The organism is Kitasatospora papulosa (assembly GCF_000717245.1).
GTDB lineage: Bacteria > Actinomycetota > Actinomycetes > Streptomycetales > Streptomycetaceae > Streptomyces > Streptomyces papulosus.
This window is the reverse complement of record NZ_JNYQ01000010.1, coordinates 41,337-52,450: the sequence shown is the minus strand read 5'-3', so window position 1 is coordinate 52,450 and position 11,114 is coordinate 41,337. Positions and strand designations below refer to the sequence as shown.

Below are 11,114 nucleotides of genomic sequence, written 5' to 3'. Positions count from 1 at the left end.
CCGGAGAAACTCCGCCATGCCCCGAACCCGGCACACCGCTGCCTTCGCGCTGATCACCGTGGCCGCCCTCTCGCTCATCGCGTGCGGGTCGGGTGACCCCGCCGCCGCGCCGGCCGGAGCCGGGGCAGCCGCCGGGGGGAAGACCCCGACGACCGATGTGGTCTCGTCCGTGAAGCGGGACGACGACGCGGCGAAGCTGCTGCCCGAGAAGGTGCGCGCCTCGGGCACCCTGTCCCTCGCGTCCAGCGTCGGCGCCCCGCCCGGGGCGTTCTACGAGGAGGACGGCAGGACGCTCGCGGGCGCCGACATCGACTTCGCGGACGCCGTGGCCAGGATGCTCGGGCTGAGGCTGAAGCGGGAGGTCGCCTCCTTCGAGGCGATCCTGCCGGCCCTCGGCAGCGGCAAGTACGACCTGGGCACCGGCAACTTCGGGGTGACGGAGGAGCGCCGCAGGACGATCGACTTCGTCACGTACATCAACGACGGGCAGGGGTTCGCCGTCCGCGACGACAGCGATCTGAAGAAGGTCACCGACCTCACCCAGCTCTGCGGGCTGACCGTCGGCACCGGCGCGGGGACCACCTTCGAGGCGACCCTGGAGGAGAACAGGCACCGGTGCGCCGACGCCGGCAAGAAGCCGTACGAGGTCAAGACGTACGCCGATCAGGCAGCGGTCTGGATCTCGCTCCGGCAGGGCCGCAGCGACGTCCTGATGTCCACGATCAACGGGCTGCGCTACGCCGTGGCGCAGCAGGAGGGGCTGCGCTTCCTCAACGAGTTCAAGCGGCTCGACGTCGGCTTCGCGTTCAAGAAGGGCACCCCGTTGGCGCCGGCCTTCCAGGCGGCGGTCAACGCCCTCAAGGCCGACGGCACCTACGACCGCATCCTGAAGAAGTGGGGCACCTCCGAGTCGGCGATCCGCACCTCGCAGATCTCGCCGCCCGAGATCGGGTGAGACCGTAAGGCGGCTGCCTGACGGACCGTCAGCAGTCGCACCCGCAGTCGCAGCCCTCGCAGCAGCTGCAGCAGTTGTTGCAGCAGTTGCACCCCTCGCCGCAGCCTTCACACCAGTCGCAGCAGTCGTTCTTGTGGCAGAGCCCCTCACGCTCCTGGCCGGTCCACGGGTCGTTAAAGGTGCCGGCACAGCACATCTGGCAGGTGCACGCGAGCCCGGCCCAGACCAGGCAGCCGGCGATCAGACCACGGCGGTTGCGGGGCGGCTCGGGCGGGAGGGGCGGCCCCGGAGGGCCGGCGGGCGCGTACGGATTGCCGGGCGGCGGGCCGAACGCCCCCGAGGGCGCACCGCCCGGCTGGTGGGAGCACGCCGTGGAGCCGAAGGCTCGGTCCACGGAGCGCCGCAGCTCGTGCACCAGGAGCACGTGCGCCAGTGCGGCGTCGGTGAACTCCGCGTCCCGCATCGCGAGGCGCACGCCGTGCAACGCGTCGTCGCACAGCCGGCGGGCCTCCGTCAGCGGTGTGCCGGTCGCGGTGAGCGGGTTCCAGGCACCCGACGCGGCGTCAGCTTCCCTGTCCTCCACGGCGTCCAGCAGGTGGGCGAGCCGGCCGAAGAGCCGGCCCGCCTCGGCGAGCGCGGCCGCGTTCTGCGGCTTGCCCGCGAGCACGGCGGTGTGCGCGAACGCCGCGGCCGTCGCCGTCTCGGTGGGTTCGGTGACCGCCAGGAGCGGGGTGCCCGGCCCGGCGAGGGACTCGATCCCGGTCTGCCGGTCGACGGCGTCGACGAGGACCGCCGTGTCGAAGCCGAGCTCCGCCCCGGTGCGTGCCCCGGCCCTGTCCCAGCCCGCCGCGACCCGGCGCGCGGCGGCGGCCACCGGCCGCCGCTTCAACAGTCCGTCCCGGTCGGCCACATGGTCGCGGACCTTCGCCGACGCCAGTACGAGCGACACGGCCGCGGCCAGCCTGGCGCCCTCCCCGCGGGCGACCGGAGCCGTCCGCATCGAGCGCAGCGGGCAGGGTCCCGCGGTGCGCCGACGCCCGTCCGAACGTTCGGCCTGAGCCTCCGTCAGGACCGAGACGATGAGGCCGTCGTAGTTCGTGACGACGCGTGCGAACTGGCCGTGGTCCGCCCGCAGAGCGAGGCACAACCCGCAGAGATGAGCCATCCACTCGGTCTTGAGCCCCTCGGAGAGCCGATGGGTACATGGCCTCACGATTCCGAACACAACGATCCCCCGGTAGCCGTTCATCCGACGAGCAGCGCTCGTGCACCTGCGCGGCGTGCATCGTATCGGGCGGTCCGTTCACCCGTACGCCCCCCATATCACCCGTACGGACCGGCTGGATCATATTTTCGTTCCGCAAGGCCCCTGATGCGGTAGGTACCCTGACGAATCGCCACATGTTCTGCACCAGTAGCGTCACGAATCGTCTGTGCGGCGACTATCCCCTTGGCGCTCGCTCCGCATCATGGACGACCATAGGGATAGGAAAGAGATACGGAACACCAACGAACCGCGGTGAGAGGAGGCGTCCATGGGATCGGTGCGCAAGGCGAGCGCCTGGCTGGGCCTCGTGGAGGACAACGACGAGCGGTACTACGACGACGAGTACTCCGAGGATGCTGAGACCGGCACGAATCAGCCATGGGTGACCGACCCCCGGGTCCGGGTCGCCTCCGAGAAGGCCGAGGACACGGGCCGCCGGATCGCCACGGTCACCCCGGACAGCTTCCGCGACGCACGCGCCATCGGTGAGCTCTTCCGGGACGGTGTTCCGGTGATCGTCAACCTCACCGCCATGGATCCGGGTGACGCCAAGCGCGTCGTGGACTTCGCCGCGGGTCTGATCTTCGGACTGCACGGTTCGATCGAACGCGTGGCGACCCGGGTCTTCCTGCTGTCCCCGGCCCACACCGAGGTGGTCAACGGCGAAGCCGGCGGCCGGTCGGCCGACGGCTTCTTCAACCAGAGCTGAGCGAGGTGCTCGCCGGACGCCCTACCGGAAGGCGTCCAGACCGGTGAGCGCCTTGCCCAGCACCAGCTGGTGCATCTCGACGGTCCCCTCGTAGGTGAGGACCGACTCCAGGTTCGTCGCGTGACGCATCACCGGGTACTCCAGCGAGACTCCGTTGGCGCCGAGGATCGTCCGCGAGGTGCGGCAGATCTCGATCGCCTCCCGCACGTTGTTGAGCTTCCCGAAACTGACCTGCTCCGGGCGGATCCTTCCGGCGTCCATACGGCGGCCCAGATGGTGGGCGAGCAGGATGCCCTTGTGGAGCTCCAGGGCCATGTCCGCGAGCTTGGCCTGGGTGAGCTGGAATCCTCCGATCGGCCGGCCGAACTGCGCACGGGACTTCGCGTAGTCCAGTGCCGCCTCGAAACTGGCGCGCGCCGCGCCCATGGCTCCCCAGACGATGCCGTAGCGGGCGTGGCTCAGACAGCTGAGCGGCCCCCGCAGCCCGGTGGCCCCGGGCAGGACCGCGTCGGCGGGCAGCCGGACGCCGTCCAGGACCAGCTCGCTGGTGACCGAGGCGCGCAGCGACCACTTGTGCCTGATCTCCGGGGCGGAGAAGCCGGGGCTGTCCGTGGGCACGACGAATCCGCGGATCCCCGAGCCGCCGCCCTCCTCGTCGGTCTGCGCCCATACGACGGCGACCCCGGCCACCGACCCGTTGGTGATCCACATCTTGCGGCCGGTGAGGACCCAGTCCGTGCCGTCCCGCTCGGCGCGGGTCCGCATCCCCGCGGGGTCGGAGCCGTGGTCGGGCTCGGTGAGACCGAAGCAGCCGATGGTCTCGCCGGCCGCCATGCCGGGCAGCCAGCGCTCCTTCTGCTCCTCGGAGCCGAAACGGTGGATCGCGTACATGGCCAGGGAGCCCTGGACGGAGACCAGCGAGCGGATGCCGGAGTCGGCGGCCTCCAGCTCCAGACAGGCCAGGCCGTACTGGACGGCGCTCGCGCCCGCGCAGCCGTACCCCTTGAGGGACATGCCCAGCGCGCCGAGCGACCCCAGTTCGCGGGCCAGCTCGCGGATGCCGGGGAGTTCGCCGTTCTCGTACCACTCGGCGATGTGCGGCAGGACCCGGTCCGCGGCCCAGGTGCGCACGGTGTCCCGGATCGCCAGGTCCTCGGGGTCGAGGAGATCGTCGATGCCGAGGGGGTCGCCCGGATCGAACGGCGGGGCCTTCGAGGGCTCCGACGGCTTCACGGACTCGGTGGTGGACATGAGTGCCTCCGGCGGCTCGCTCGGTACAGAAACACGCCACGGTACTGAAACTAGCAGTGATAGTTACGGCGCCGTGCCGACGGTACGGCTCAGCGTGCCGCCCGTCCAGAGCCCGTGACCTCGGCGGGTTCACGCCGGGAGGGCGGGGGGACCCGCCGCCGTCCCGGACCGTCGGGCGCCGGGACGGGACGTGCCTCGTGGTGTGCGGCGGCCTGCTCCGGCACCGCGGCGGTCCGGTCCTCGCAGGCCCGCTTCGCCTCGGTGCAGTCCATGACCCGCGGCAGTCGCAGCGCCGCCAGCGCCCCGAGCAGCAGCAGGCCTGCGCTGACCAGCAGCGTGAGGTGGAGACCGTCGACGAAGGCGTGCCGGGCGGTGTTCCGCAGCAGGTCGCCCAGCGGGCCGCCGAGCCGGCCGGCCACCTGGTAGGCCTCGCCCAGCGAGTGCGAGGCGGCCGATCCCGCCGCCGGGGGGACGCCCTCCTCGTGGACCCGGGAGAGCCCGGGGGCGTAGGCCGCGTTCATGACACTGCCGAGCAGCGCGATCCCCATGCCCGCACCCAGCTGGTACGAGGTCTCGCCGATCGCCGCCGCGCCTCCCGCGCGCTCTGCGGGGACCTCGCTCAGCATCGATTCGTACGCCCCGAACAGCGTGGACTGGAGCCCGAACCCCAGCAGCACGAACCCGGCGGTGAGCAGCACCGGCCGGTCGTGCTGGCCCATCAGGGTCAGCAGGAGCACCGAGGCCGCCGTCAGGACGAAGCCCCAGCCGACCATCCGGCGGGGACCGACACGGCTGAGGGTGTACGAACCCGTGGCACCGGCCGCCATCGCGGCGAAGGTCAGCGGAAGGAGCCGCAGGCCGGTCTCCAGCGGGCTGAGGTCCAGGACGAGCTGGAGGTACTGGACCGCGATCAGCTCCAGGCCGACCAGGGCCAGCATGGCGAGCACGATGCAGCCCACCGCCGTGCTGAAGGCGGGCCGGGAGAACATCGCGATGTCGATCAACGGGTGGGTACGCCGCTTCTGCCTGCGCACGAAGAGCACGACGAGCGCGGCTCCGACGAGCAGGGGGACGAGCGTGGCGGGGTCGGTCAGCCCCTCCCGCCCGCCGATCCGCTTGATCCCGAGAACGACCCCGAGCACCCCGGCGGCGGCCATCAGCGCGCCGAGCACGTCCCAGGGGCCGTCGCTCTCCCCCCGGGACTCCGGCAGCAGCCAGCGCGCGACCGGGAGGATCAGCGCCATGAGCGGGATGTTGATGAGGAAGACCGAACCCCACCAGTAGTGCTCGACGAGGAAGCCGCCGATGACCGGCCCGGTGGCGGCGCCGACCGCGGCCACCGCGGTCCATATGCCGATGGCCATGGCCCGCTCGCGGCGGTCGGGGAAGACCTGGCGCAGTATCGACAGGGTGGCCGGCATGATCATCGCGCCGCCCACACCGAGCAGGGCGCGCGCCGCGATGAGCACACCGGGCGAGTCCGCCGTGGCGGCGAGCGCGGAGGCGATCCCGAAGAGGGCGTAGCCGAGGAGGAGGACGCGCCGTCTGCCGATCCGGTCACCCAGCGTGCCGAAGAGGATCAGCAGCGAGGCGCAGACCAGCGGGTAGGCGTCCACGATCCACAGCAGGCCGACGGCGCTGGGCCGCAGGTCCTCGGTGACGGCGGGTACGGCGACGTGCAGCACGGTCGCGTCGAGCGCGACGAGCAGCAGGCTGAGGCAGAGGACGACCAGGACGGCCCACCGGTTGGCACCGTCGGCTGCCGCGCGCAGCCTGCTCGCGGCCGTGGACGTCCCGCTCATGTACGTACCTCCCACAGTGTGTCCCTCGCGCTCGGCAGACCCGCTGGGGATCCGGCTCCGGCATCCCCCGGCCCGGCATCGACGGGCGAGTGAGCCGTCAGCGTACGCGAGTTCCCGGTGGTCACGCGTGGTGCAGCTCATACGTTCACCGGGCACCCGGTGTGGCGTACACCACGTCACCGCCTGCACCCGGGGTGACGTCCGGACCCGCACACCGGTGTCCCGGGCAGGCACGGTCCGCCCGGACGGCAGCACCCGTGAATGAGCCCGCGGCCACGTCGCGCGGCCGCGCGCAATCATTTCAGCGACCCTCAAACATTTCTGCGAATAGCAGCCGGAACGAATAGCCGACGACCCGAAGACATTCCCCGGAGCGCGGGGAATGGATACCTGCCTGAGACAAAGTCCACATCACATCGTCATCACAAAGACGCGGGATCGGCCGGATCACACACTCACTCGCTGTAACGTCCATTGCGTGCGTACCGACATCTTTGCCCGTCTGGACCGGGAGCCGGAACCGCCGAAGATAGAGACCCCGCGGATGAGCCGTCACCGCATCGCTCTCTTCGGCGGGACTTTGGCGTTCTATCTCGCCATCGTCCTCGCCGTGCTCGTCTCGTCCTGGCTGGTGGCCCTCGACTGGAAGGTCATGCTGTTCCGGCCGTACCAGCAGTGGCCGGAGCTCCACGCCTTCCTCGACTACTACGTCGTGCTCGGCCAGCGTGGCCCGACGGCCGTGATGGTCGCCTCCTGGCTCGGCTGGCGCTCCTGGCGGCAGCACACGCTGCGCCCGCTGCTCACCCTGGGCACCTCCCTGCTGCTGCTCAATCTGTCGGTGGGGGCGGTCAAGCTCGGCCTGGGGCGGCTCGGACCGCACTACGCCACCCAGATCGGCTCGGCGGAGCTCTTCGCCGGCGGCGATATATTTCCTTCGGGACACACCGCCAATGCCGTGGTGACCTGGGGAATCCTGGCCTATCTGGCGACCACACCGCGCGCCAGGCGCTATCTGTCGGCCCTCTCCGCCTTCGTCTCGCTGGGCGTGGGTCTCACCACCGTCTACATCGGCACCCACTGGCTCAGCGACGTCCTGCTGGGCTGGGCGGCCGGGCTGCTGATCCTGCTGGCCCTGCCGTGGTTCGAGCCGCTGATCACCCGCACCGAGGCCTGGATCCTCGCGGTGCGTGAGCAGTGGCGGGCCCGTCGCCGGCTCCGGGAGTCCGTTCCGCCGGCCCCCGTGAGTCCGGAGCCGGTCCTGCTGCCCCGCACACCGGGCAGCGGGACGGGCCCCGAGGCGGCGGCCCGGGAGGCCATGAACAGCAGGAGCACGGCATCCGGGGCGGCGGCTCGTGCGGGCACGGCGGCCCGCGCGCGGGCGCACCAGGGACACCCGGTGCGCGCGGAGCGTACGCCGCCGGCCGGCACGCGCCGTCCGCCGCACGCGGAGCGTCCTCCGCGGAGCAGCGCGGGTCCGGCCCGGCCGGTGGCGGGCGGCCCGGTGGCTCCCTGACCGCCGCACCCCAGGCACCTGCGCGGACGCCGGACGCACCGGCTCCCGCACACGGCGAAGGCCCCGACTCCGGTCGGGGCCTTCACTCGTCGGGGGCCGGGTTCAGCCGACCCAGCAGCGGGTCACGGTCGAGGCGTCCACCTCGAAGTTGATGCGCCCGCCGCGGAACTCCATGGTGATGACGGTGCCCGGCGGGAGAGCGCGGACCGTGCTCCAGCCACGGGCTCTGGCCTGCCGTTCGGCGGCCTCGGCGTCGAGGCCGACGTACGAGTCGGTGGTGTCTTCCGGCTGGGCGGGAGGGGTCGGTACAGGTGCCATACGTCTCACCGTAGGCCGCCTCGCGCCCCGGCGGAAGCGGTGGCGGCCATGGGTCCTACGCATCCCCGTGTACCCCGCCTGTCACGCTTGTGTCACAGGACGTCCACGCTCGTGCACGCCCGCCCCCTTCACCCGAATGGACAGCGGGGCCGCCCCGTAACCCGTCGACCGGCTCCGCCGAAAAGCCACGGAGGGTCACCGGGCGGGAATTGCCGCAGGCCGGGTATGGCGCGGTCCATTTACGCCGGGCGTCCAGGGAAATCGAATTACACGGACAGGTCACCGGGAATTCACTTTCCCTTGTGCGAGCCTTACTCGCGCCCGCCCGGCACCCGTCGATCCCCGGGCCCAGGAGTGCCCGGACCGTCGCGCCGTCCGGTGCCATGCGGAATGCAACCGTCCGGGCCGCGGCGCCCGGAACCGTGGTTCCGGGCGCCGCGGGCTCAGGCCCGGCCTCTCCGGATCGCCGCGCCCGCCTTGTGACGCAGCGCGTACGCCCCGTCCAGCACCGCGCCCCGGGAGCGGTGGACCGCGCCGCGCAGCACGCCCTGCGACCGCCGTCTCCCGCCCCGGGCGGCCAGCTCCGAGAAGAGCCTCTCGTGCCGCTCGGCGATCGGTGCGGGGTCGAACCGTGCGGCGGAGGCCCGTGCCGCCCGGCCCATCCGGTGCCGCAGCGCGTCGTCGTCGACCAGTCCGAGCAGCGCCTCGGCGAAGGCGCCGGTGTCCCCCAGCGGCACGAGGCGGCCGTCGGTGCCGTCGTCGATGATCTCGGCGGGCCCGTGGGGACAGTCGGTGGCCACGACCGGCACACCGCAGCGCATCGCCTCCACGATGGTCATGCCGAACGACTCACGCTCGGAGGTCACGGCCGCGATGGAGTTCCTGGGCCACTCCGCCTCCATCGGGTCGACCGATCCCATCAGGAACACGCGGTCCCGGAGTCCGAGCTCGTCGACGAGCCCGCGCAACGGCTGCTGCTCGTCGCCCGACGCGTCGCCGGCGCCGTAGATCCGCAGCCGCCAGTCCGGGCGCACCGCCGCGACCTCCGCGAAGGCCCGGATCAGTACGTCGTAGCGCTTGACCCGGTGCAGCCGGCCCGCCGCCACGATCCATCTGGCGTCGCAGTCGGCCGGCGGGCCGGCCGGCTCGGGCACGCTGTTCGGGATGGCCTCGATCCGCACGCCGGGGAGCCTGAGCCTGGTGCGGTAGTCCCGCGCGTCGGCCTCGGTGACGGTCGTGACCGCGTCGAGCAGGCCGTACCGGTGGCTTATCTCCCGGCGGAGCCGGTAGCCGTGGCTCTCCAGGGTGAGGTGCTCCTGGCCGACGCGCACCGGGCCGCGCCGCGCCTGCCGGCTGATGTGGACGTTCAGACCGGGTCGCGTGCCGATGACGACATCGGACTCCAGCGCGGCCAGATGAGCCGCGATACGACTGTCGGTGAGCCTGCTGTACTGCCTGTGGCGGGTGTCGCCCCGCGGGAACACCGATGCGGGCAGGGCGTGTTCGGCGGTCTCCCCCTCGTACCCCGGACTCGCCTTGCGCAGGTCCACGAGGTGGCTCATCCGCACCCCGGCGGGTGCCCCGAGCTTCGGGTCGTCGCGGTGCCGGAAGACGGAGACGACCTCGACGTCGTGCTGCTCCGCCAGGGTCCTGGCGAGCGTGAAGGTGGTACGGATCGTTCCCCCGATGCCGTACGCGTTGTGAAGCAGAAAAGAAATGTGCATTACGTAGTCGTTTCCCCTGATCGACTGGTCTGCGACGGACCTTACGCGGGGTCGGATGGCGACACGGCTTTCGCACACGAGTCGTACAGACCCGTGACGTTTCGAACAAGCACCGGCGCAGAAGGGGCCATTGTCCGGAATGGCGAACTCCGGATCTCCGGAGCGGACTTCCGGTTCTGCGGCCCGCCGGCTCCGGTGTCCACTCCCCCCGATTCGCGCGTGACCCCGGCCCCCGGTCTTCCGTTGTCTTCATGAGCCGGGAACCGCCCGGCTCACGCACCGAGTTCGAGGAGCCACCCGTGCCGCGCATGCTCGACGTCAGCGAGGACGTACGCGCCGAGATCGGCGATGCCGAAGCCGACCGGCTGCTCGTCGGCGACAGTGCCCCAGGCAGTTACGACTGCACCTCGTGCCGCACCCCCGGCGACTCCGACCAGGAACGCACCAGCACGGTGCTGTTCGTGGGCGACGAGACCGCCGTGCTCGCCTTCGCCCACGCGACCTGCATCCCCTCTCAGGTCGTCCAGGTCGCGGAGGACCAGCTCCAGGGCGCGGTGCGGTCCATCACCGGCAGCGAGCCACAGAATCCGGAGGGCCTCATGCCCGAACAGGCCGTCCTCGGCATCACCAGCGGTCTCGTCCTCATCGAGGACGACCTCCGCCCGGCCCTGGTCGTCGAACCGACCGGGCCGATCGCCCGGCCGGGCACGGACGGCAGCGGCGGCGACCAGTTCCTCCAGCTCCTGCTGGAGCAGGGCTTCCTGCCGACGCCTCATCTGAACCGGCTGCCGGGTGTCCTGCCCGGCTGGTCGGTCCTCCTGGCCATGGGCCGGCTGCACGCCGTCCTGCAGCCGGGCGCCGGCGGCGGGAGCCCCGTCGCCTGGTGGCAGGCGCACCAGCCGCTCCAGGTCACCGAGGGGTGGAGGACGGCCGCCAACAAGGCGCAGAGCGTGCTGGTCTTCGCCGCACCGGCCGGTTCCATCGGCCAGCAGCCGCGCGAGGACCTGCTCCGTGACGCGCTCGACAAGGCCGCGGTCAACGGGCTGCTGGTCGCCGCGACGATGCCGCTCGCCGGAACCTGAGCATGTCCGTACCGCCCTCCTCCGCCCGCCGGACAGCGTTTTCTCGGTCCGGCCCGCATCCGACGGGCGGTGAGGTCGTTGGCACCTACGTGCACTCATACGACCCTTCTCGCCAGCAGCAGACCCCGATCCCGGCCATGCGTCCGTCGCAGGACCCCTCGGGCGGTAAGTCCCCCACCCCGATCTACGACGCCCTGTACTCCGAGTACAGGCGATCGTTCCGGGCGCTTCCCGGGGACCGCACCGGCGAGGAGAATCTCGGCTTCAGAACGTTCGGCATCGGGATGTTCGGCAGCCGTGCACCGCTGGGCGGCCGGACGGCGGCGAACGCCCAGGGGAGCCACAGCTCCGGCGGTGGGTCCAACCCCGGTTCCTGGCAGCGCGTGGGACGGCACGCGGGGCGTGCACGCCCGGCGGCCCTGCCGCCCGGGGCCGCCGACGCCTGAGGTGCACGGCGAAGCCCCGGACCGTCCGCTCCGCGCGGACGGTCCGG

General features: G+C 71.8%; 10 protein-coding genes. 5 read left to right on the top strand and 5 right to left on the bottom strand.

Features of this window, described 5'->3' with window-relative positions; genetic code table 11:
* The first annotated feature begins 16 nt into the window (after window positions 1-16).
* Window positions 17-955 (top strand): ABC transporter substrate-binding protein, encoded by a 939-nt coding sequence (locus IA22_RS0123750; protein WP_030124769.1) that lies wholly within the window; start codon window positions 17-19, stop codon window positions 953-955.
* 28 nt (window positions 956-983) lie between these two features.
* Here the strand turns inward: IA22_RS0123750 and IA22_RS0123745 are convergent, their stop codons facing one another.
* On the bottom strand, window positions 984-2,204 hold the full coding sequence (locus IA22_RS0123745; RefSeq protein ID WP_209443744.1) for a DUF5685 family protein: 1,221 nt from the start codon (window positions 2,202-2,204) through the stop codon (window positions 984-986).
* A 286-nt stretch (window positions 2,205-2,490) separates the two neighbouring features.
* Between IA22_RS0123745 and IA22_RS0123740 the strand changes: the two genes are divergently transcribed.
* Entirely contained in the window at window positions 2,491-2,931 is a 441-nt protein-coding gene (locus tag IA22_RS0123740; protein WP_014157082.1) for a cell division protein SepF, read from the top strand.
* A 21-nt stretch (window positions 2,932-2,952) separates the two neighbouring features.
* On the opposite strand, the gene IA22_RS0123735 is transcribed toward IA22_RS0123740, so the two are convergent.
* Window positions 2,953-4,182, bottom strand: a complete 1,230-nt coding sequence (locus tag IA22_RS0123735) for an acyl-CoA dehydrogenase family protein (protein ID WP_015576616.1) — start codon at window positions 4,180-4,182, stop codon at window positions 2,953-2,955.
* Window positions 4,183-4,271: 89 nt separating this feature from the next.
* Entirely contained in the window at window positions 4,272-5,984 is a 1,713-nt protein-coding gene (locus tag IA22_RS0123730) for an MFS transporter (RefSeq protein WP_014157080.1), read from the bottom strand.
* Between the two features lie 478 nt (window positions 5,985-6,462).
* On the opposite strand from IA22_RS0123730, the gene IA22_RS0123725 reads away from it, so the two are divergent.
* Entirely contained in the window at window positions 6,463-7,497 is a 1,035-nt protein-coding gene (locus IA22_RS0123725) for a phosphatase PAP2 family protein (protein WP_015576619.1), read from the top strand.
* Window positions 7,498-7,599: 102 nt separating this feature from the next.
* Here the strand turns inward: IA22_RS0123725 and IA22_RS0123720 are convergent, their stop codons facing one another.
* Window positions 7,600-7,815, bottom strand: coding sequence for an I78 family peptidase inhibitor (locus IA22_RS0123720; RefSeq protein ID WP_015576620.1), 216 nt, complete (start codon window positions 7,813-7,815; stop codon window positions 7,600-7,602).
* A gap of 443 nt (window positions 7,816-8,258) precedes the next feature.
* The gene (locus IA22_RS0123715; protein ID WP_014157077.1) at window positions 8,259-9,539 is read right to left on the bottom strand and encodes a glycosyltransferase family 4 protein; all 1,281 of its coding nucleotides are present in this window, start codon (window positions 9,537-9,539) and stop codon (window positions 8,259-8,261) included.
* A 299-nt stretch (window positions 9,540-9,838) separates the two neighbouring features.
* Between IA22_RS0123715 and IA22_RS0123710 the strand changes: the two genes are divergently transcribed.
* Window positions 9,839-10,621 carry a hypothetical protein gene (locus IA22_RS0123710; protein WP_014157076.1) on the top strand — a complete coding sequence of 261 codons (783 nt, stop codon included), beginning with the start codon at window positions 9,839-9,841 and terminating at the stop codon, window positions 10,619-10,621.
* Window positions 10,622-10,758: 137 nt separating this feature from the next.
* A complete protein-coding gene (locus tag IA22_RS0123705; RefSeq protein ID WP_015576622.1) occupies window positions 10,759-11,067 on the top strand; it encodes a hypothetical protein in 309 nt (102 codons plus the stop codon).
* Window positions 11,068-11,114: the final 47 nt, after the last annotated feature.

Bases quoted from the DNA above. Each gene is read 5' to 3' on its own strand.
- IA22_RS0123715 (WP_014157077.1), bottom strand. From the start codon at position 9,539: ATGCACATTTCTTTTCTGCTTCACAACGCGTACGGCATCGGGGGAACG.
- IA22_RS0123720 (WP_015576620.1), bottom strand. From the start codon at position 7,815: ATGGCACCTGTACCGACCCCTCCCGCCCAGCCGGAAGACACCACCGAC.
- IA22_RS0123740 (WP_014157082.1), top strand. From the start codon at position 2,491: ATGGGATCGGTGCGCAAGGCGAGCGCCTGGCTGGGCCTCGTGGAGGAC.
- IA22_RS0123705 (WP_015576622.1), top strand. From the start codon at position 10,759: ATGCGTCCGTCGCAGGACCCCTCGGGCGGTAAGTCCCCCACCCCGATC.
- IA22_RS0123745 (WP_209443744.1), bottom strand. From the start codon at position 2,204: ATGAACGGCTACCGGGGGATCGTTGTGTTCGGAATCGTGAGGCCATGT.
- IA22_RS0123750 (WP_030124769.1), top strand. From the start codon at position 17: ATGCCCCGAACCCGGCACACCGCTGCCTTCGCGCTGATCACCGTGGCC.
- IA22_RS0123735 (WP_015576616.1), bottom strand. From the start codon at position 4,182: ATGTCCACCACCGAGTCCGTGAAGCCGTCGGAGCCCTCGAAGGCCCCG.
- IA22_RS0123730 (WP_014157080.1), bottom strand. From the start codon at position 5,984: ATGAGCGGGACGTCCACGGCCGCGAGCAGGCTGCGCGCGGCAGCCGAC.